Source organism: Endozoicomonas sp., from assembly GCF_031844845.1.
Lineage (GTDB): Bacteria > Pseudomonadota > Gammaproteobacteria > Pseudomonadales > Endozoicomonadaceae > Endozoicomonas.
Window position 1 is genome coordinate 1 of the sequence record NZ_JAVRMB020000194.1, and the last position, 20513, is coordinate 20513.

The following is a 20513-nucleotide window of genomic DNA, read 5'->3' on the forward strand; positions in this document are numbered from 1 at the left end:
GACATTGAAGAAGAACTTCATAAGCAGGAAGAAGTTGCACGTGCGGTATTGCAAAAAAAGGATCAACAATACCTGGGTACTGAAAATGAGTACAAAAAAAAATTGGCAGAGCTGAAAAGAATATCCGGAAAAACTGAAAGCGAGCTGAAATCTTTAAAGGCCCAACTATCCGAGAGTGAAGGAAAGCATCAAGTAGAGGTCGATCAGCTGAAGAAAACGCTGGCTGACAAAGAGAATGATATCAAAGGTCTGGGTCAAGAGCTTAAGAATCTTGATGCAAAGGAAGCTGAAAAACGGGCGACCCAACAACAGTTGCAGAGTGAAATCAGCGAGCTTAAAAAGAAGTTGCAGGATAGTGAAACTCAGAAGTCTGCACTTCAAGAAAAAAAGCAGCGGCAGGAAGAAAAGTCCAAAGTTGAATATGAACAGTTGCAAAAAAATGCTAATGAAACTGAAGGCCAGCTAAAAGATCTACAGGCACAACTGGGCGATAATAAAAAGAAACTTAATGTGCTAGAGGCTTCAAAACAGATGGCTGTAGAATTATTGAAAAAACAGCATGAGTATGTTGTTTCTGAAATGGAAGTTGAAATCTCCAATAAACTTACAGAGATTAAAGTACTAAAATTAAAGTCAGGAGAAATGATAGGTAAGTATAGCTATGAGAAATTTGAGGCAGATCAAAAATTGATCGAGAGAGAGTTAACGATTGCGCAGCTTAAGGAGGGCTGTAAAGAACTTGAGGCATTAAAAAGCGAAGCTGGAGAGGGAAATGAGGATTATAAAATAAGAATGACTAGTCAATTGCGTGAAAAAGAATGTGAAATCACTAAGCTTAAAAAACGTTCGAAGGATATATGGGAACTCTTGAAAAAAATGATTGCTGTTTTTAGAGGGGCGAGCAAAATATTTCAAGAAACCCATACTGATCAAGCAGCTGAAACGTATAAAGAGGTTTTAGAGTTTTGTTCCACACATGCTGATGTAGATGATGTAGATGATGTAGATAAAGTACCATCGAATGTGATGGCACCAGATGCATCATTTAATATGGAGATTGGAGAAAAACCAAAAATGACGCGTTTGGCTAATTGGGGGGCTGGATTAAGATTAAATTCTGCAAAAAAACAAGGGATGTGTAATGAGGGCAAAAATGCCACATCGCAGCGCTCTGCATCAGAATTATCTTCATCTTCATCTTCATCTTCATCTTCAGAATGGAGATCTTTAGGTTGTAGACAGGGTGAGAAAAAAGAACGTGATTTTGAAAAACTCTTTTAGCCAAGATAAGTAAGCAAGACTCTCAGGATAGACATTAAGGCATTATTTGTTGGCCTGCTTATGTTTCGCCATAGGTCGGCTTCCGAAGGGTACCTGAGGCAATACATGAAACAGGCCGCCAGACTTGAAGGGGTGAGTGATATTCATGAGTTTATGGCGGAGTGATTATTGTTGGCATCAGGCAGGGGGGATGTCTCTTTTTTGCCTGCTCTTTTTTACCTCACTTCAACGCTAAGGAATTGTCTCGAAATTACTTGCACATTTCTGAGCCTCTAAACCCCGTTCGTCCTGAGCCTGTCGAAGGACCCATAGGGCCTAAAGGCGTGAACTCCGGGCTCACGTATCGTACCAGGCATCCTTTGACTCCGCTCAGGATGAACGGAGACCGAGTTCAAAATGCCGGGATTATTTAAGGACAATTCCTAGGATAACAGTGATGGCTGTATTTGGAGTTGAGGTTTTTCCCTGGATCTCGAAGTGACGATCGGGTCTCCTTAATCATCCCGGAGTACTGCCTGACGGGTGCCATTTCTGTCGGTAATGTATCCTCTGTTTTACTGTCCTTCAGTGCAGTTTTTTTTGTTTTTCCGACTCAGCTCAATAGACAGTACAGAAATACGGCTAATATAGATGAGACTTTGTCGGGATTGTCATAGAATGTTGGACTTTATGCGCTTGTCTGCTCCAGCCCTGATTTGTTGGTAGGAGGACAGCTCCAGAATCAGAGTGAGACTGTTAACAACTTATGTTTGCTTCTTTAATTAAAAAAGTATTTGGTAGCCGCAACGACCGCCAGCTAAAACGGATGGGTAAAACGGTTGCGTCAATCAATGCCCTGGAAGAAAGCCTGGCCACCCTGAGCGATGACGAGCTAAAAGCGAAAACGACTGAGTTTCGTGAGCGCTTTGGCAAGGGTGAAACGGTGGATGACCTGTTGCCTGAAGCGTTTGCCGTGGTTCGCGAAGCGGGCAAACGTGTTATGGGTATGCGCCATTTTGATGTTCAGTTGATGGGTGGTATGACTTTGCACAATGGTCATATTGCTGAAATGCGTACCGGTGAAGGTAAAACACTGGTGGCAACGTTGCCTGCTTATCTGAATGCTATTCCCGGAAAAGGTGTTCATGTTGTTACTGTGAATGACTATCTGGCTCGTCGAGATGCGAACTGGATGCGTCCACTGTACGAATTCCTGGGGTTGAGTGTGGGTATTGTTGTCCCGCAGCAAGACCCGGAAGAGAAGCGACAGGCCTATCAGGCAGATATTACCTATGGTACCAACAACGAGTTTGGGTTTGATTACCTGCGGGATAATATGGCCTTCAGAAAAGAAGACCGCTTTCAGCGGGATCTCTTTTTCTCAATTGTGGATGAGGTTGACTCGATCCTGATTGATGAGGCTCGGACACCACTGATTATTTCAGGCCCTGCAGAAGATTCATCTGAGCTTTATAAAAAGATCAACTTACTGGTTCCATTGCTGGAAAAGCAGGATCCGCTTCCTGAAGGGGAAGAGGCGGGTGAAGATGGTGAGGAGGAGCTGACGGGGCACTATTCTCTGGATGAGAAAACCCGTCAGGTAGAATTGAATGAGCTGGGTCACCAGTTTATTGAAGAGCTGTTGCAGAAAGAAGGTCTGTTGCCTGAAGGCGAGAGCCTTTATTCATCGAATAACCTGAATCTTCTGCATCACGTAAACTCTGCGCTTAAGGCCCGTGTGCTGTTCACTCGTAACGTAGAATACATTGTCCAGAATAATGACGTGTTGCTGGTCGACGAGCATACGGGGCGAACCATGCCCGGAAGGCGCCTTTCTGATGGGTTGCATCAGGCTATCGAAGCAAAAGAAGGGCTTCATATTCAGGCAGAAAGTCAGACGCTGGCTTCTACGACATTTCAGAACTTTTTCCGCAATTATGACAAATTGTCCGGTATGACCGGTACCGCGGATACTGAAGCGTTTGAATTTCGCCAGATTTACGGTTTGGATGTTATTGTCATTCCTACTCACAAAGAGATGGTACGTCAGGATGGTAATGATCTTGTCTATCTGACCATTGGTGAGAAATACGAAGCCATCATTGATGATATTAAAGAAACAGTGCTGGCTAAAAGACCCATTCTGGTGGGTACAGCTTCCATTGATTCGTCAGAGCACCTGTCAAAAGCGCTAGACAAAGCCGATATTCCCCACCAGGTATTGAATGCCAAATTCCATGAGAAAGAGGCGGACATCATTGCTCAGGCTGGACGCCCTGGTGTCGTGACTATTGCTACTAATATGGCGGGTCGTGGTACGGATATCATGTTAGGTGGTAACTGGAAATCAGAAGTTGCCGAACTGGATAATCCTTCTCAGGAGCAGATTGACCAGATTAAGGCGGACTGGCAGAAACGACATAAGGCGGTTTTGGAGGCGGGTGGTCTTCATATCATCGCAACTGAACGTCATGAGTCACGCCGAATTGATAACCAGCTGCGTGGCCGTTCAGGCCGTCAGGGTGACCCGGGTTCTTCCCGTTTTTATCTATCCCTTGAAGATAATCTGATGCGTATTTTTGCCTCAGAACGCGTCAAGAACTTTATGAAAGCGCTGGGTATGGAGAAGGGTGAAGCCATTGAGCACCGTATGGTGACCAATGCCATCGAAAAGGCTCAGCGTAAGGTTGAAGGCCGTAACTTTGATATTCGTAAACAGCTGTTGGAATACGATGATGTTGCCAACGACCAGCGTAAGGTTATCTACAGCCAGCGTGATGAACTGCTGAGTGCTGATGATGTTTCCAGCAGCATTGAAGCGTTGCGTGAAGATGTGGTGAATGGCCTGATCAGTCAGCATATTCCACCCCAGAGCCTTGAAGAGCAGTGGGATGTCAAAGGTCTGGAAGAGAAGCTGTCCAGCGAACTGAGTGAGCGCATGCCGGTTCAGCAGTGGCTGGATGAAGATGACCGCCTGGACGAAGATGCGCTTCGCGAGCGTATTCTGCAGGGTGTTATCGATTCCTATCGCAAAAAGGAAGAGCTGGCGGGTGCAGAAGTTCTGAGGAACTTTGAAAAGCATATTCTGCTGCGGATTCTTGATGATAAGTGGAAAGAGCATCTTGCCACTATGGATCACCTCAGACAGGGTATTCACCTGCGCGGCTACGCCCAGAAAAATCCCAAGCAGGAATACAAGCGTGAAGCATTTGAGCTATTCCAGCAGATGCTTGAGGACATTAAAGACGACACTATTCGCATTATCTCCCACGTCCAGGTTCAGGAAGATGATCGCACGGTCGAGATGGAGCGACAGCGTCGTGAGGAGATGGCTCGCAGAATGCAGTTTGAGCACGCTAAGGCTCAGGGTGTAGAGGCGGAGTCTGCGGAACAGGAAGCTCCGGAAGATGCTCACCAGCCATTTGTTCGTGAAGGCCGGAAGGTTGGCCGTAATGACCCATGCCCCTGTGGCTCCGGCAAAAAATACAAGCAGTGCCATGGCAAAATTTCCTGATCTGAACTTGTAACATAATACGGGTCAGTTCTTTATGAGGGCTGGCCCGTTTTTATTTAGCTCTTTTTTATTGAAAAATAAGCAAATTTTTATCGATGGAGTCAACCATGGCAACGGGGTCTGATGAGTGGGTTGTAGTAAAACCAGTTAAGGGTTTTCGTCTCGGAACGGCGATGGCGGGTATTCGCAAGCCGGGTCGTCGGGACCTTGTGGTCATGAACTGGAATGAGGGCAGTTCCGTCGCGGGTGTCTTTACGCTTAATCGTTTTTGTGCTGCTCCTGTTCATTTAAGCCGTGAGCGTTTAGTGGGTGATCCTCGATATTTTCTGATTAATACCGGCAATGCTAATGCGGGCACTGGTGAGCCGGGAATGGTTGCTGCGGAAAAATCATCATCGGAGTTGGCAAGGCTGGCAGGTGTCGATGATTCGCAAGTGCTGCCATTTTCAACGGGAGTGATTGGCGAGCAGCTTCCTGTTAACCGGCTTTGTACGGGCCTTCCGGCTGCGCTGGGCGAGATGAATGAAGATAACTGGTTTCATGCTGCTGAAGGCATCATGACTACGGATAGCCGGCCAAAAGGCAGTTCCCGACAGTTTGAGTATGATGGGCAGATCTTCACCGTTTCCGGTATCAGTAAGGGTGCCGGAATGATTAAGCCCAATATGGCCACCATGCTGGCTTATATTGCAACGGATGCGGCTGTTGAGCCGTCATTTCTGCAAAGCTTGCTGCTTGATCTTACTAATCAGTCATTTAACCGTATTACCATTGATGGAGATACTTCAACCAATGACAGCTTTATGGTGGTTGCTACCGGAGCTGCAGGGAATGAAATAATTTCCTCAAAGAATTCAGGGCTGGCTGCGAAACTGATTATGGCCCTGGGAGAAGTAGCTGTAGAACTGGCTCAGGCGATTGTCAGGGATGGAGAAGGGGCTACTAAATTTGTCACTGTTAACGTTGAAGATGCGGCCTCTCATCAAGATGCTCTTGACGTAGCATACACTGTTGCCCATTCCCCTCTGGTGAAGACCGCCCTTTTTGCCAGCGACCCTAACTGGGGAAGAATTCTGGCGGCTGTAGGCCGTGCACCGATTCCTGCGCTGATCATTGATCGGGTGTCGATCTGGTTGGATGATCTGGCCATTGTTGACTGTGGTCAGCCAGCTCCGGGCTATACCGAAGAAGCCGGCCAGCGAGTGATGAATCAGGAAGAAATACTGATCAGAATTTCCCTGGGGGCGGGTAATGCCACAGAAGAGATCTGGACTACCGATTTATCCCACGAGTATGTAAAGATCAATGCAGAGTATCGGACCTGATGTGCTCGACAAAAGAGCAGATAAGAGAAAAGTCATTCATGTAGCCGTGGCGGTAATTCTTGGGGAAGATGGTCGCATACTGTTAGCCAGGCGCCCTGAGAATAAACATATGGGCGGTTTGTGGGAGTTTCCCGGTGGTAAGGTAGAGTCCGGAGAGGATGTACAGACGGCTCTGAACCGTGAACTTCATGAAGAACTCGATATTCAGGTTTCGACATTTATGCCGCTGATCAAGGTTCGCCATGATTACTCAGATAAGTCGGTGCTTCTTGATACCTGGGTGGTTGGTGGCATTACCGGAGAACCTAAAGGGAATGAAGGTCAGTTGATCCAGTGGGTAGAGAAGCAGAGCCTTGTCCGATACCAGTTCCCTGAAGCCAATAAAGTGATTCTCAGGGCTCTGCAGCTTCCTGACCGCTATATGATTACTGGTTACTTTAACGATGAGGAAACACTTTTTAAGAAAGTTTCATCGGCGTTAAGTGCAGGTGTTCGTCTGATTCAGTTTCGAGCCCATTGGCTTGATGAAAGTGAATACCTGAAACTGGCTCGTCGGTTATCAAAACGAGTTCAAACTCAGGGTGGAACGCTGATTATCAAGGGGCGTTTATCTCTCCTGATGGAGCCATGGTGTCATGGACTTCATTTGACATCTCATCAGCTGGGTTTGGCTGTGACGCCTGAAAGACGACATGCTGACCAGCTTCTTGTCGCATCATGTCACGATGAAAAGCAGATTAAATATTCAGAAGTGATGACTGTAGATTTTATTACGGTATCGCCGGTCAAACCAACGCAATCTCACCCTGGAGCCAAGCCGTTGGGCATGGATCAGGCAGCAAAGCTGACTGAGACCGCAACAGTGCCTGTATTCTGGTTGGGGGGGATGAGCCTGGATGATATTAAGGGTGCCCGGCGGCTAGGTGCTCAGGGAGTTGCGGCTATTCATGAGTTCTGGGGCTGTTGAAGCAGCCAAGGGGCACTTCGTTTGGAAATAAGGACTCCATAAGTTGTTGATTTACACCTTATGGTGTGGGATTAGTTATATTAATTAATTCCTTTATTTCAATATATTATATTTGACCATTGAACCAATTAATAACTTTCCTCTCTAAGACCTCAGTATCAACTTATAAATACTCGAACAAAAAATAGAGGAAGTTACAATGATAGGACAAAATACTGCCGCTAATGGCCCGGCAACGCAGGTGCAGAATACGCCCCCGGAAACTCAGAAGAGTGAATGGGCCTTCGTGAGCTTGTTTAATAAAGTTTCCGATACCGTTGCCAGTAAAACGTGTCGTTTCTTTGGGCGGTTTGTTGCGGCTATTACGTTTCCAATTACGTTCGTTCCTGCACTGTTTTATGATACTGGTTTGGCTATCAAGAGCCTGTATAACAGAAAGGTATCTAAACTGGAAACACCGATTCAGAATCAGATGTCAGAAAAAGGATCGCAGACGCCTGAAGTCAAAACCCAATCTTCAGTTGAGCAGCTTCGGAAGGACCATCCAGAGCTTAATGACACAATGAGTGCAATGGAGACTTCTGGGGGCGAGATGCAGCAGAGGGCAGGTGAAGCTGAGCTTCAAAGTCAGCAGATGCAAAAGGAGATTGTCGAAGGCCGGAACGTTAGTACGGCCTGGGTTGAGCATTCGGAGAAGGAGTCTGCCAGGGCGAATGTATATGAAGCATTGCATAGAAGCTCTGCTCTGGAAGCAGGGGATCTGAAAGCACAGCTTGCAGCAACACAGCAGGAAAAGAAAAACTATATTCAACGAACTGAATTCCTGATAAATGCGAATAAACAGCTACAATGTGAAGCAAAAGAAGCAAAAAAGGAAAGTAAACAGATGGTGAGTGATTGCAATAACTTAGTAGCTGCTATGTGGATAGGGTACTATAAGCTGAAGAATTCAGACGAAGCAAAACAGGAGCTGATTAACAAATGTGTTGGACTGGACAATCAGATCTCCGGAGATAAAATAAAAATCAAAAAGTTGCGAGACCACAAGGCAAATTTAGAAGGCATTATCGATGAGCGGGAGAAACTTCTGAATGACTATGCAGAGTATGCGGCTCATTTGGTGAACCATTTGTACAATTATGAGGGTTCAAGAGTTGTTAGTGGTGCGTCACCCGAAAATTACTCTCAATTATCGAAAGGCGGCGTTACCTATCTGAATCGTCTGGATTTCAGGAGGGAGAATTATTTTTCAGAAGAAATAGAGGGTTCAGCTGATAACGATTCAGGCTCAGAAGAATATACTGAGGAAGTCGGTGATTCTTCTAAAATACCACCAGCTCCCTTAAGCGATGGTGATAACCACGCTGCAAGATTTAATTCACCGCATCCCGCCGAGCTCGACTGGACAACCTTCGTTTTAACCGGTCATGCTAATAGTGGTCATGCTAATAGTGGTCATGATAGTAGTGGTCATGTTAGTAGTGGTCATGTTATACCATTGCCATTTTCAAACAGTGGTCATGATAGTAGTGGTCATGTTAGTAGTGGTGGCGATGGGTCATCATCAGATGATGGGTCATCATCAGATGATGGGTCATTATCAGATGATCGGGTGTGTGATTGGATGATGGATGATTTAAGTAGGGGTAAGCTTTAACGGCTTAGTCATTACTGCAAAGTGCTGTTCTCAGAAAACTTACAGTTTGAAACTATCAAACTGTAAGTTTTCCCTGTTAAGAGCTTAAAGAAAAAGAATTAAAACTTATTCTAACGACCGGGTATATTCCCGGTTTTTTTATGTATAGGGATGTACTGTATCCTGAAAATGCAGGAGCAATTTTCAGGGAATGTATAGGGATGTACTGTATCCTGAAAATGCAGGAGCAATTTTCAGGGAATGTACAGGGATGTACTGTATCCTGAAAATGCAGGAGCAATTTTCAGGGAATGTACAGGGATGTACTGTATCCTGAAAATGCAGGGGCAATTTTCAGGGAATGTACAGGGATGTACTGTATCCTGAAAATGCACGACAGCATGGATGCAGGAGGTAGGGTAACGCAGGAGCAGTTACCGGGGAGCAGTTACCGAGGAGCGATTTTCAGGGAATATACCGCCCCCCTTTACGAAGGTTGGCCATTTTCATAGATCAGATTTTCTATGGTCAGGCAGTTAATGTCGTGTCGGCGTGTCATCAAGATCCAGTGACATCAAGTCATCAAATGCTGGATCACCCGGAATGGTATGTTCTTCTTTTGCCCAGCTTCCAAAATCAATGAGTTTGCAGCGTTCTGAGCAGAAAGGGCGATATTTGCTTTCTGGTTCCCACTTCACATCTTTACCGCACTGAGGGCATTTAACAGTCTTGGTCATGGCTTGAGGCTTTCTTTTGTCAGGAGCTGCCCCGAAATAACTTGCTCTTTGGTGAGCAAAACAGGGAAATTATTAACGGACAATTCCTGAGAGGTCGTAAGAGGATTTTTTACCGGCACCACCGATGGGTGATGCCGGAACAGATCAGTTGACTACGGGCGGTTGTGGTGGTGCCGACAGCTGTGAAGAAGGCGTGTCGTGAGTTTTTGGTTTGGAACTGCCAATCAATCCAAAGGTCAATGTGTTCCAGATGGATGGGTCCACATCTTCAAACACCTTGTAGCCAACAAAGTTGCCATTGCTGTCCAGTGATGGATGACCCGGGTAGTTCAGCCTGAGTACTTCCAGGGCTTCACCTGCCGGGTCCGGCAGCTGAAGATGCTGATAGCCTTCAACCATGATGGCCAGGGCTTCCGGAACGGCGGGGGTTTGTTGCATATTTTCAACAACGTAGCGTCCGCGATTAACGGCAGCTACATAGGCTTTTCGCTTCAGATAGTAGTTTGCCGCATGGATTTCATATTCAGCCAGCCGGTTACGCAGGGCAACCATTCGCTGACGGGCGTCCGGTCCGTATTTACTGTCAGGGTAGCGGTTGAGCAAGTCGGCAAACTCATTAAAGGATACCCTTGCCTGGCCCGGATCCCGTCGGGTCAGATCCATCGGCAGGTAACGCTCCAGAAGGCCCATGGAGGCAGTATTGGAAGCGAGCCCCTTTATGTAGTAGGCATAATCGGCATCAGGATGTTGCGGATGCAAACGAATAAAACGGTCTGCAGCGGCTTTTGATGCTTCTGGCTCTGCGTTTTTGAAGTAGGCGAAGATGATATCCAGCTGTGCCTGCTCTGCAAAAGTACCAAATGGATAACGGGATTCCAGAGTTCTCAATGATTTAATGGCTTCAGAATAGCGGCTATTGTCAATGGCCTTGCTGGATATCTGATAGAGATCGGCCTCAGACAGTGACTCAGGAAGCTGCTCCTTATCTTCAGTAGAAGCGCAGCCTGCCAGTACGATGGCGGCAAATACCGTCAGGATGGATCGCATCATGAGCGGGGGTAGCAACCGGGTCAGTTTTGCAGTCAATATTGTCATGGTGTTGATTGGTTTCCGTACTCTGGCATATCAGAAGCTGGCGAAGAATAAAGTGATTGAGCGTGACAACCACTCAGGCCTCAGAGACTTCTTGTGGTAAACTCTTCGGATCAATAAAGATGTATTTAAACCTGCATTTAAACATAGTATGCCGGAAAACGAAAAGACAAGATTTTCCAGTGTGCTTATTGGAGCCTTTCTGGTTTAAGGGAAGCTCCAATTAAGAATGTACCATCGTCATCCCCGTGAAGGAGATTGTGGCAAAAGGTCTTAAATGCCGATTTGTACCACTGTCGTCTTTCCGCGAAGGAGGCTGTCGCAAAACCCACCAGGAACCTCGTTCCCACGCTCTGCGTGGGAATGCATAGCCAACCACAGGAATCGTGGTTGGGTCTTGGCGCTACCACGCAGAGCGCGGGAGCGAGGAGGGTTTTGCGACAACCGCCTTCGCGAGAATGACGGTTTGGTGTTAATCCTCCCTTTTGTGAAACTCTCAAAGGCGGGGCATCGATATGAAACTTATTTTCTGTACTGAGTATTGCTGAATGGGCGAAGTTATTAAACAAAGCGTCACTGTACCTGATGATCAGGGTGGTCGTCGATTTGATCAGGTCGCCGCGACCTGTTTTCCGGATTTTTCCAGAGCCCGGCTTCAGGATTGGATTCGAGAGGGCTTTCTGTTGGTGGATGGCAATTCCCGTAAACCCAAAGAGAAACTCTATGGTGGGGAGCAGCTTTTATTGTCAGTAGAAGTTCAAAATGAAGCCCGGTGGGAGGCTGAAAATATCCCCCTTGATATTGTTTATGAAGATGATGATATTCTTGTGGTCAACAAGCCTGCAGGTCTGGTTGTTCATCCGGCAGCGGGTAATTACACCGGCACGCTTCTGAACGCCCTGCTCTATCATTATCCGGATAATGATGCCTTGCCCAGGGCGGGTATTGTGCATCGGCTGGATAAGGATACCACTGGCCTTATGGTGGTGGCCCGGACTCTGGCAGCCCACGCTGATCTGGTTGCACAGCTGCAGGACCGATCGGTTCATCGGGAGTATGAAGCGATTGTTCGTGGTGTGATGACCGGCGGTGGCAAGGTTGACGCGCCAATTGGCCGGCACCCTCATAATCGTCTGAAAATGGCGGTGGTTCGAGGCGGCAAACCTTCTGTTACTCACTATCGGGTGCTAAAGCGTTTTACTGCTCATACGCATATCCGGCTCCAGTTGGAAACGGGAAGAACCCATCAGATCCGGGTGCATATGAGTCATCAGCATTTTCCTCTGCTGGGTGATGATCTCTATGGCGGCGGCCTTAAATTGCCTAAATCATGCCCGGCAGCGCTGGAGAAAGTGTTGAGAAGCTTCCGGCGTCAGGCACTTCATGCTCGTAAGCTGGGTCTTATTCATCCGGTGACGGGTGAACATATGGAGTGGGAAATTCCATTGACTGAAGACTTTCAGGTGATGCTGAATAGTCTGGCCGACAATGAGCCGCGTGATTCGGAGAGCTGAGGTGAATGAGGAGCTGAATGACGAGCGTTATCTTTGGGCGGACTGGCCGGCACCGAATAATATTAAAGCGCTGGTAACCACTCGCAAAGGTGGGCTCAGTGAGGCTGGATTTTCCAGCTTCAATCTGGGTTTATACTCCGGTGACGATCAAGATAAGGTACGTTCGAACCGTCAGCTATTGCAATGTGACCTTGACCTTGTGAAAACGCCTTTATGGCTGAAGCAGGTTCACGGGGTTAAGGTTGCCAATGCCCGGACTGACCGTCAGGAAACTGAGGCCGATGCTTCGGTTTCCCTGCAGTCGGGTTCAGCCTGTGTTGTGTTAACGGCGGACTGCCTGCCCGTTCTGTTCTGTAATCTTGATGGAACCGTAGTGGCTGCAGCTCATGCTGGCTGGAAAGGGCTGGCTGCAGGGATTCTTGAGGCGACGGTTCAATCTATGGCCGTCCCTCTGGAAACGGTGATGGCATGGTTTGGGCCCGCGATCAGCCAGCAATACTTTGAGGTTGGGCCAGAAGTGAGAGCGCAGTTTATAGCTGAGGATGCAGGCAGCGAAACGGCTTTTCTACCTGGGGAAGGTGACCGCTGGTTTGCGGATCTTTATTCAATGGCCCGCAGGCGGCTCCATAGAGTTGGAGTTAACCACATCTATGGTGGTGAGTATTGTTCTTATGGTCAGCCAGAACTTTTCTATTCTTACCGGCGTGATGGAAAACTCTCGGGTAGAACAGCTTCTCTAATCTGGATTGATGTTTGATCGGACCCAGTGCCAGTTGCTGATGCGTTCAGTGGACGTGAAAGTACAGGTTCATGGCAAACAGAACAAAGGCGGAAATGATCATGCCGCCGAAGGTTATCCAGAATTGCCGGTTGTGAGCACCGAACTGTTCTGCGGTTTTCAGTTGCAGGGTGGTCATTTCGGTTTTTGTGGCCAGTTGCAGGGCGGTCATTTCTTCTTTGGTCGCCAGTTGCAGGGTTGACATCTCTTTACGGGTTTCCGCTTGCTGCCTGAGCAGCAGTTGTTCCAGCCGTAACAGGTCTTTTTTGGAGCTGAGCCGGGTATCCAGGATCAGCTTTTCCAACCGCAGGATATCGGTCGTGGTGGCGATATGGTCAGGGCTCAGGGAGGCGGCGACCTTGTGGGCCACACCTTTATCAATGCCGATGTTGATCAGTTCGTCGAACAGCGCATTATCCATCCGGTTCTCCCCGATCAGTGGGCGTGAAAGTACAGGTTCATGGCAAACAGAATAAAGGCAGAAATGATCATGCCGCCGAAGGTTATCCAGAATTGCCGGTTGTGAGCACCGAACTGTTCTGATGTTTTCAGTTGCAGGGCGGTCATCTCGTTTTTTGTGGCCAGTTGCAGGGTGGTCATATCTTTACGGGTTTCCGCTTGCTGCCTGAGTAGCAGTTGTTCCAGCCGCAGCAAGTCTTTTTTGGAACTGAGCCGGGTATCCAGGATCAGCTTTTCCAACCGCAGGATATCGGTTGTGGTGGCGATATGGTCGGGGCTCAGGGAGGCGGCGACCTTGTGAGCCACACCTTTATCAATGCCGATGTTGATCAGTTCGTCGAACAGCGCATTATCCACCCGGTTCTCCCCTTCTCCCCGGCCAGTTGGACGGGTGAGTATAGCAAAGGGTTACCAGGCCGGCTTAAAGGACTTTCCTTTCTTGAAAATTGCTCGCTTGATACCATATTGAGAATGACGACAAATATCTGTGCTCCATAAGGGAGGCTCTTATGAAAATGGATCGACTGACCAGCAAGTTCCAGTCAGCCCTGGCTGATGCCCAGTCTCTGGCCATTGGTAAAGATAACAGTCAGATAGAGCCTGTTCATCTGTTACTCGCTCTTATTGACCAGAAAGGAGGATCGGTTCGGCCACTGCTTATGCAGGTTGGGTTTGATGTTGATGCTCTGCGTAGTGAGCTGACCGGTATGCTGGAGCAGCTGCCCCTGGTGACATCGCCTACGGGGGATATTCAGACGTCCCAGTCACTCTATCGAATGCTGAACCTGACGGATAAAAAGGCACAGCAGGCGGGTGATCAGTTTATTTCCAGTGAAACCATGTTGCTGGTGATGATGGAAGACAGTGGTCCCCTTGGTAAGCTGCTGAGCAGCCAGGGTGTGAGTCAGAAAGCCCTGGAAAACGCCATCAAAAACATTCGTGGTGGCTCTGCCATTAACGACCCCAATGCAGAAGATAATCGCAACTCACTCAGCAAATACACCATTGATCTCACTGAACGGGCAGAAGCGGGTAAGCTGGATCCGGTCATTGGTCGTGATGATGAAATTCGGCGAACCATTCAGGTGCTGCAGCGCAGAACCAAGAATAATCCGGTCATTATTGGTGAGCCCGGTGTGGGTAAAACCGCCATCGTTGAAGGACTGGCTCAGCGTATTATTAATGGCGAAGTACCGGAAGGGTTAAAGGGCAAAAGAGTTCTGTCGTTAGATATGGGCGCGTTGATTGCCGGTGCCAAGTTTCGTGGCGAGTTTGAGGAGCGTTTAAAAGCGGTATTGAATGATCTTGCCAAGCAGGAAGGTCAGATCATTCTCTTTATTGATGAGATACATACCATGGTAGGGGCGGGTAAAGCCGATGGCGCCATGGATGCCGGTAATATGCTTAAACCGGCACTGGCAAGAGGTGAGCTCCACTGTGTGGGTGCCACGACGCTGGATGAATTCCGTAAATACATTGAGAAAGATGCGGCCCTGGAGCGACGCTTCCAAAAGGTGCTGGTGGATGAACCCACAGAAGAGGATGCCATTGCTATTCTCCGGGGTCTCAAGGAGCGTTACGAAGCCCATCACGGTGTTGATATTACCGATCCGGCAATTATTGCTGCGGTTAAATTATCCCAGCGTTATATCACCGACCGGCAGTTGCCCGATAAGGCAATTGACCTGATTGACGAGGCTGCCAGCCGTATCCGTATGGAAATGGATTCCAAGCCCGAAGCGCTGGATCGTATGGAACGTCGCCTGATTCAACTGAAGATTGAGCAGGAAGCACTGAAGCAAGAAGATGATGATGCTTCCAGGGAGCGGCTGTCCCGATTGAATGAGCAGGTCGGCGAGCTGGAGCGTGAATACTCCGACATGGAAGATATCTGGAAAGCCGAAAAAGCCCAGCTACAGGGTGGCCAGAAGCTGCGTGAAGAAAAAGAGCGGTTGTTGATCGAGCTGGAAGCGGCCAGACGGGCAGGTGACCTGACCAGAATGTCAGAAATTCAGTATGGAAAACTGCCGGAGCTCGATAAGCAACTGGCCCAGGCGGATGCTTTGGAAACCGGTGAGCATCAACTGCTCAGGAACCGGGTTACTGAAGAAGAAATTGCCGAAGTGGTTTCCAAGTGGACGGGGATTCCTGTTACCAAAATGCTGGAAGGTGAGAAAGAGAAACTGCTTCGCATGGAAGATGCGCTTCATAAGCGAGTGATTGGGCAGGATGAGGCTGTAGTCGCTGTTTCCAATGCGGTACGGCGTTCCCGGGCCGGGCTGGCAGATCCTGATCGCCCTAATGGCTCCTTTATGTTTCTTGGTCCAACGGGCGTTGGTAAGACGGAACTGTGTAAGGCGTTGGCTGAGTTCCTGTTTGATACGAAAGATGCCATTGTCCGGATTGATATGTCCGAGTTTATGGAAAAACACTCGGTCTCCCGTCTGCTGGGTGCACCTCCGGGCTATGTGGGATATGAAGAGGGCGGTTATCTGACGGAAGCGGTTCGTCGTAAACCTTATTCGTTAGTGCTGCTGGATGAGGTAGAGAAGGCTCACCCTGATGTCTTTAATATCCTTTTGCAGGTATTAGAAGATGGTCGTCTGACTGATGGTCAGGGCAGAACGGTAGACTTTAAAAATACGGTTATCGTCATGACCTCTAATCTGGGTTCTGATCTGATTCAAACATTCCAGAATACAGAGACCGGCGAGACCGACTTTGAAGCGCTCAAAAACACCTTGATCGAGGTGGTGGGTAATCACTTCCGCCCTGAGTTTGTGAACCGTATTGATGAAGTTGTGGTCTTCCATCCTCTGGCAGAAAGCCAGATCAAGTCCATCGCCAGAATACAGCTGGCTAACCTTGGTCGCAGACTGGCAGACAATAATCTCAGGCTGGAGCTCTCGGATGAAGCGATGGATCAGCTGGCAGAAGTGGGTTTTGATCCGGTCTACGGCGCGCGGCCATTAAAGCGGGCTATTCAGCGCAGCATTGAGAACCCGTTGGCTGAGGCAATTTTATCGGGTAGATATAAGCCAGGTGATACCATCAAGGTTGTTCTTAAAGATGGCGAGCTTGATTTTTCCTGATTGATGGCAGTAGGCCTTTAGGGAAAGGGCCATTCAGATTCCGAACTCGTTCCCACGGTCCCCGTGGGAATGCACACCGAATCCGCCACCAATGAAACAATCCGCAGAAACTCCTGCACCCCGGCAAAGAGAGGTTGTCCCACATGCTGCCAGTACCGTATGCATTCCCACGCAGAGCATGGGAACGAGGTTAGATTGACGGGGGCGTAGGTTGGGTCGAGCGAATGCAAGCCCTAACAAACTATCTGCATGTCTCGAGCAGTGGATCCCCGTCTTCGAGGCTGTCGCAAAACCCTCGTTCCCACGCAGAGCATGGGAACGAGGTGTCCGGAGGGTTTTGCAACAACCTCCTTCGCGGGAAAGACGGCAGTGGTATAAGTCGGGCTTTAAGACCTTTTGCGACAGCCTCCTTCGCGGAGATGACTTTCTCTAATGCCACTTCCCTTATCGTCCATAGTGAAGATAAAGGCTATGTAAGTTTTTCTCTGCTGATAAAACTACTGATTGAACGATTTCCCCCCAGCCTTTACGTTAGCAGGTATCTTTTTCAGGGAAGAGATGGGATGCCTGCTTCTGGCTGCTACAGGATACTCTTCCTCTGACTTATAAAATCAACACAAAGTGATTTGGTAGAGGTATTGAATGTATCCAGTGGTTGTTTCCGACCTTGATGGAACTCTTCTCAATAAACAGCATGAGTTGTCTCCAAGAACGCGCGATGTCATTCGCCATCTGAGTGAGAAAGGCATCAAGTTTATTTTTGCTACGGGCCGCCATTATCAGGATGTCGAAAAAATAAGAGCTCAGCTGGGTGTGGATATGTATCTGATCACCAGTAATGGTGCCAGAGTTCATAACCCAAAGGGTGAGTTGATTATTCGGCATGATATAAGCCCTGAACTGGTTCATCCTCTTCTGGCTCTGCGCAAGCCTTTTGCAGACAAGATGCATAGCAATGTCTATAAGGGAGATGAGTGGCTCGTTGAGGTAGTACACCCGGATTTTGAGGATTTTCATAAAGAGAGCGGCTTTACCTGTCACTTGGCCGACTTCGATACGGTAGCAACGGATGCTATCCAGAAAATCTTTTTTGCAGCGGAATCTCAATCTGATTTGTTACCTTTATCGGATAAAGTTTGCGAGCTATATGGTGATCAGCTCTATATGACTTACTCCCTGCCTGAGTGTTTTGAAATAATGGCGCCTGGAGTGTGTAAGGGTATTGCCCTGGAAGAGGTGTTGAAGATCAAGGGATATGGGCTTGCGGATGCCATTGCCTTTGGCGATGGGATGAATGATGTTGAAATGCTCTCTATGGTTGGTAACGGAGTGGTGATGGGTAATGCTGACCCTGCACTGGTGAATAGTCTTTCAGGTCATGAGCGGATTGGTCATTGTGATGACCATGCGGTGGCTGAGTATCTGGCCAGGCTATATCAGATTTGATCCGGCTGCGATCAGTTGTCGGACAGCCTCCTGGTACATGGTTTCGTTGAAATTGGCCGGTGACGTAGGTTGGGTCGAGCGAATGCGAGCCCCAACACAAACCCTCAGCAGCAAAAAACAATCCGCAAAAAAAACGGCACCGGCCATTCAGACTGTCAATATTTAAGGGAAGTGGCATTTAAAAAGATACCAGCCTGTGATTGCCACGGAGGCACAAAGACACGGAGAAGAGCCTTTTATTTAAAAGCTTTGCTTTCTCTGTGCCTCCGTGCCTCCGTGGAAAAAACGGTATCTTTTGGTTTGCTGCTTCCCTAACGGCGGTTTATGGAGGGCGGCGAGATTTGTTGGGGCTCGCTCCGCTCGACCCAACCTACCTGTCAAACCCATTGAAACTATGTATTAGATTGCACAGATTCAATGTGATTCATAGGTGAAAAGACTATATTGCGATGGCGCGGAGTGTTTGCGCAGATGAGGTTGAAATCGATATGAAGGTCAATTCTTTTTCCAGTTATAGATTTACGCCTGTTGGTCATCTGCTGGTTAACTCTCCCGTCGGTGAGCTGGAGCTGACAGCCTCTGCTGATGGAATTATGGCGGTTCTGCCGGTGAGAAGGGATATTCCGGTTCGCTGGGTAACCCTGATGGTTGATATGGATGCTTCGACTCAGAAATCGATCAAACGCCATCTTGCTCTGGCGAAGAAGGAACTGGGCGCTTACTTTCGGGGAGAGTTGACCCAATTCAGCGTTAGTCTGGATCTGCAAGGTACGGATTTTCAGCAGCAGGTATGGCAAGAGTTGCAACGGATTCCCTATGGTTCAAGCGATTCGTATCAGGCGGTTGCTGATCGTATCAACCGTCCAAAAGCAGTCAGGGCTGTGGGCGCTGCTAATGGTGCGAATCCCGCAGCTATTATCGTGCCCTGTCACCGTGTGATTGGCAAAAACGGTAAACTCACCGGTTATGTCTACGGTTTGGAGATGAAGCAATACCTGTTGGATCTTGAAAGCCGTAGTCAGTAGTCCGCTACCCGCGACCCGGAAAAGCCAGGTTAGCTTGTGCTTTTACGGGTAGCGGGCATCGGGAGGCGGGGCCGAAAGGCAGCCGTGACAGCGATGCCGACAATGCACCCACCTTTTTCTCCGCAGTTGAACGTAGTGCAGCAGCCGTGAAATTCGACAAGTTACCCGCCCAAAGCTGGCTCAACGCCATCAAAAAAGGGAACAACGTACAGGACGAAGAAATCCAATGGATGAAGACGGTGATCTGGATGAATCCGCCCTGATGGAAGCCGCCTCATGGCAAGCTAATAATGCCGTAGAGGATACCAGCCAAAGAAAACTGGTCACCGATCACGTCAGCTACGAAAGAGTTTGGGACACCCACAAATTTAACCATATGAAGTGTATTGGTATTTCTATGGGTGTCCAATTCTTTAGGTGATTTCAAGACTGGCTCTGTTTGGTAAGGTATGTCGGCTTCGACGATGACGGATATTCAAACGAAGGGATAGTTATAATTTGGTTTCAGCATCATCTTCTATTTCGATGACTGCCTCCGTTGATTGAGCCGGTTGTAGGGGATTACACTCTTCAGGGGAGTCTGTCGGTTGCTTACGTTCTGTAGAAGTAGAAGCGGATAATTGGATGCCAGATTCGGGTTGGTTTGTGCCTCTGCTCATTATTAGGGTTATACCAACTAGGGCACCAATTGCGGCACCAACTGCGGAACCAACTGCGGCACCACCTGCGGCACCAACTGCGGCACCACCTTCGGCACCAATTACGGCACCAGCTGCGGCACCACCTACGGCACCAGCTGCGGCACCAGCTGCGGCACCAGCTGCGGCACCAGCTGCGGCACCAATTGAAATACATTTCAATAATAAAACGACATCCGACCTTGTAACAGAGCGACCTCTAAAATGACACAATACAGCACCATAGTTGTCTTGCGGCCTCAGTAGGTTTGAGTTTGATGACAGTATGATGGGAAAAATTACGGAGCCACATGCGGCACCACCTACGGCACCAGCTGCGGCACCACCTGCGACACCACCTGCGACACCAACTGCGGCACCAGCTGCGGCACCAGCTGCGGCACCGGCTGCGGCACCAGCTGCGGCCTGTGCCAACTTGAGAACTACATCTGATGTTGTGACAGTACAATATCCAAAGCGGCATGTTCTATCAAGACAGATCTGCTGCCCGAAAGAACTCTGTCCCGTTATTCGAATTGATGACGATGCTTCCATAGTGACGCTTGTGACCCCTTGTCTAATCGTTTTTTATGATAGGAGTTAAAATAGAAGGAATCCAAGCAATTACAAGCTGCATGCTCGTGATTTTACTCGTAAGATGAAATCAAGACTGCCCTGTTAAGATGAATTCAAGGCCCTGTTAAGATGAATTCAAGTATGGCACTGTTAAGGTGAAATCAAGACTTGCACTGTTAAGATGAAATCAAGACTTGCAGTAACTGCTCAAAAACCACTGGTAAAAATGCAAAACAAAAGTACACCATCCTTACTATAACTGAGCCTCAGGGATGCTGAACTATAGTTTGCCAGTACTTTTTGAGCAGTTACGACTTGCCCTGTTAAGATGAAAGCAAGACTGCCCTGTTAAGATGAAATTCAGGTCATCATCGAGCCTGACCTACAGGGTCAGTCCATTGACGTTTACCGCCTA

General features: G+C 48.2%; 17 protein-coding genes. 12 read left to right on the forward strand and 5 right to left on the reverse strand.

What is annotated here, in order from left to right:
- The 5 genes from RM811_RS10170 to RM811_RS10190 all read left to right on the forward strand — a co-directional run.
- On the forward strand, positions 1 to 1281 hold a 1281-nt coding region (locus RM811_RS10170), incomplete at its 5' end, for a hypothetical protein (protein ID WP_402523629.1).
- Between the two features lie 745 nt (positions 1282 to 2026).
- Positions 2027 to 4774 (forward strand): preprotein translocase subunit SecA, encoded by a 2748-nt coding sequence (secA, locus tag RM811_RS10175; protein ID WP_402523632.1) that lies wholly within the window; start codon positions 2027 to 2029, stop codon positions 4772 to 4774.
- A gap of 107 nt (positions 4775 to 4881) precedes the next feature.
- Positions 4882 to 6099, forward strand: coding sequence for a bifunctional glutamate N-acetyltransferase/amino-acid acetyltransferase ArgJ (argJ, locus tag RM811_RS10180; protein WP_402523634.1), 1218 nt, complete (start codon positions 4882 to 4884; stop codon positions 6097 to 6099).
- Positions 6080 to 7066, forward strand: a complete 987-nt coding sequence (locus tag RM811_RS10185; RefSeq protein ID WP_402523636.1) for a Nudix family hydrolase — start codon at positions 6080 to 6082, stop codon at positions 7064 to 7066. Before argJ ends, RM811_RS10185 begins: the two co-directional genes overlap by 20 nt.
- Positions 7067 to 7265: 199 nt before the next feature.
- The gene (locus RM811_RS10190; RefSeq protein WP_402523638.1) at positions 7266 to 8723 is read left to right on the forward strand and encodes a hypothetical protein; all 1458 of its coding nucleotides are present in this window, start codon (positions 7266 to 7268) and stop codon (positions 8721 to 8723) included.
- Positions 8724 to 9238: 515 nt separating this feature from the next.
- Here the strand turns inward: RM811_RS10190 and yacG are convergent.
- Both yacG and RM811_RS10200 read right to left on the reverse strand, forming a co-directional pair.
- Entirely contained in the window at positions 9239 to 9439 is a 201-nt protein-coding gene (yacG, locus tag RM811_RS10195; protein ID WP_402523639.1) for a DNA gyrase inhibitor YacG, read from the reverse strand.
- 144 nt (positions 9440 to 9583) lie between these two features.
- The gene (locus RM811_RS10200) at positions 9584 to 10489 is read right to left on the reverse strand and encodes an outer membrane protein assembly factor BamD (RefSeq protein ID WP_402523641.1); all 906 of its coding nucleotides are present in this window, start codon (positions 10487 to 10489) and stop codon (positions 9584 to 9586) included.
- Here RM811_RS10200 and RM811_RS10205 point away from each other — a divergent pair.
- The 3 genes from RM811_RS10205 (at position 10488) to pgeF (ending at position 12802) form a co-directional block, all read left to right on the forward strand.
- Positions 10488 to 10634: a hypothetical protein gene (locus RM811_RS10205; protein ID WP_402523644.1), complete on the forward strand. Its 147-nt coding sequence runs from the start codon at positions 10488 to 10490 to the stop codon at positions 10632 to 10634. The genes RM811_RS10200 and RM811_RS10205 overlap by 2 nt on opposite strands.
- A gap of 445 nt (positions 10635 to 11079) precedes the next feature.
- Positions 11080 to 12045 (forward strand): 23S rRNA pseudouridine(1911/1915/1917) synthase RluD, encoded by a 966-nt coding sequence (gene rluD, locus RM811_RS10210; protein WP_402523646.1) that lies wholly within the window; start codon positions 11080 to 11082, stop codon positions 12043 to 12045.
- The gene (pgeF, locus tag RM811_RS10215; RefSeq protein ID WP_402523649.1) at positions 12020 to 12802 is read left to right on the forward strand and encodes a peptidoglycan editing factor PgeF; all 783 of its coding nucleotides are present in this window, start codon (positions 12020 to 12022) and stop codon (positions 12800 to 12802) included. The genes rluD and pgeF overlap by 26 nt, the downstream gene beginning before the upstream one ends.
- Positions 12803 to 12830: 28 nt before the next feature.
- Here the strand turns inward: pgeF and RM811_RS10220 are convergent, their stop codons facing one another.
- Positions 12831 to 13244, reverse strand: coding sequence for a hypothetical protein (locus RM811_RS10220; protein ID WP_402523651.1), 414 nt, complete (start codon positions 13242 to 13244; stop codon positions 12831 to 12833).
- A 14-nt stretch (positions 13245 to 13258) separates the two neighbouring features.
- Positions 13259 to 13639 (reverse strand): hypothetical protein, encoded by a 381-nt coding sequence (locus tag RM811_RS10225; protein WP_402523653.1) that lies wholly within the window; start codon positions 13637 to 13639, stop codon positions 13259 to 13261.
- Positions 13640 to 13791: 152 nt separating this feature from the next.
- Between RM811_RS10225 and clpB the strand changes: the two genes are divergently transcribed.
- The 4 genes from clpB to RM811_RS10245 all read left to right on the forward strand — a co-directional run bounded on the left by clpB (position 13792) and on the right by RM811_RS10245 (position 19266).
- A complete protein-coding gene (gene clpB, locus RM811_RS10230) occupies positions 13792 to 16374 on the forward strand; it encodes an ATP-dependent chaperone ClpB (RefSeq protein ID WP_402523656.1) in 2583 nt (860 codons plus the stop codon).
- A gap of 642 nt (positions 16375 to 17016) precedes the next feature.
- Positions 17017 to 17820 carry a Cof-type HAD-IIB family hydrolase gene (locus RM811_RS10235; RefSeq protein ID WP_402523658.1) on the forward strand — a complete coding sequence of 268 codons (804 nt, stop codon included), beginning with the start codon at positions 17017 to 17019 and terminating at the stop codon, positions 17818 to 17820.
- A 488-nt stretch (positions 17821 to 18308) separates the two neighbouring features.
- On the forward strand, positions 18309 to 18845 hold the full coding sequence (locus RM811_RS10240; RefSeq protein WP_402523660.1) for a methylated-DNA--[protein]-cysteine S-methyltransferase: 537 nt from the start codon (positions 18309 to 18311) through the stop codon (positions 18843 to 18845).
- A gap of 226 nt (positions 18846 to 19071) precedes the next feature.
- The gene (locus RM811_RS10245) at positions 19072 to 19266 is read left to right on the forward strand and encodes a hypothetical protein (RefSeq protein WP_402523662.1); all 195 of its coding nucleotides are present in this window, start codon (positions 19072 to 19074) and stop codon (positions 19264 to 19266) included.
- Positions 19267 to 19336: 70 nt separating this feature from the next.
- On the opposite strand, the gene RM811_RS10250 is transcribed toward RM811_RS10245, so the two are convergent.
- On the reverse strand, positions 19337 to 19957 hold the full coding sequence (locus RM811_RS10250; protein ID WP_402523665.1) for a hypothetical protein: 621 nt from the start codon (positions 19955 to 19957) through the stop codon (positions 19337 to 19339).
- Positions 19958 to 20513: the final 556 nt, after the last annotated feature.

What these genes read in the sequence shown, in the direction of transcription:
- RM811_RS10220 (WP_402523651.1), bottom strand. Translation starts at nt 13,244, where the DNA reads ATGGATAATGCGCTGTTCGACGAACTGATCAACATCGGCATTGATAAA.
- RM811_RS10185 (WP_402523636.1), top strand. Translation starts at nt 6,080, where the DNA reads ATGCAGAGTATCGGACCTGATGTGCTCGACAAAAGAGCAGATAAGAGA.
- argJ (WP_402523634.1), top strand. Translation starts at nt 4,882, where the DNA reads ATGGCAACGGGGTCTGATGAGTGGGTTGTAGTAAAACCAGTTAAGGGT.
- secA (WP_402523632.1), top strand. Translation starts at nt 2,027, where the DNA reads ATGTTTGCTTCTTTAATTAAAAAAGTATTTGGTAGCCGCAACGACCGC.
- RM811_RS10190 (WP_402523638.1), top strand. Translation starts at nt 7,266, where the DNA reads ATGATAGGACAAAATACTGCCGCTAATGGCCCGGCAACGCAGGTGCAG.
- RM811_RS10245 (WP_402523662.1), top strand. Translation starts at nt 19,072, where the DNA reads ATGGATGAAGACGGTGATCTGGATGAATCCGCCCTGATGGAAGCCGCC.
- rluD (WP_402523646.1), top strand. Translation starts at nt 11,080, where the DNA reads ATGGGCGAAGTTATTAAACAAAGCGTCACTGTACCTGATGATCAGGGT.
- RM811_RS10235 (WP_402523658.1), top strand. Translation starts at nt 17,017, where the DNA reads ATGTATCCAGTGGTTGTTTCCGACCTTGATGGAACTCTTCTCAATAAA.
- clpB (WP_402523656.1), top strand. Translation starts at nt 13,792, where the DNA reads ATGAAAATGGATCGACTGACCAGCAAGTTCCAGTCAGCCCTGGCTGAT.
- yacG (WP_402523639.1), bottom strand. Translation starts at nt 9,439, where the DNA reads ATGACCAAGACTGTTAAATGCCCTCAGTGCGGTAAAGATGTGAAGTGG.
- RM811_RS10205 (WP_402523644.1), top strand. Translation starts at nt 10,488, where the DNA reads ATGAGCGGGGGTAGCAACCGGGTCAGTTTTGCAGTCAATATTGTCATG.
- RM811_RS10240 (WP_402523660.1), top strand. Translation starts at nt 18,309, where the DNA reads ATGAAGGTCAATTCTTTTTCCAGTTATAGATTTACGCCTGTTGGTCAT.
- pgeF (WP_402523649.1), top strand. Translation starts at nt 12,020, where the DNA reads ATGAGCCGCGTGATTCGGAGAGCTGAGGTGAATGAGGAGCTGAATGAC.
- RM811_RS10200 (WP_402523641.1), bottom strand. Translation starts at nt 10,489, where the DNA reads ATGATGCGATCCATCCTGACGGTATTTGCCGCCATCGTACTGGCAGGC.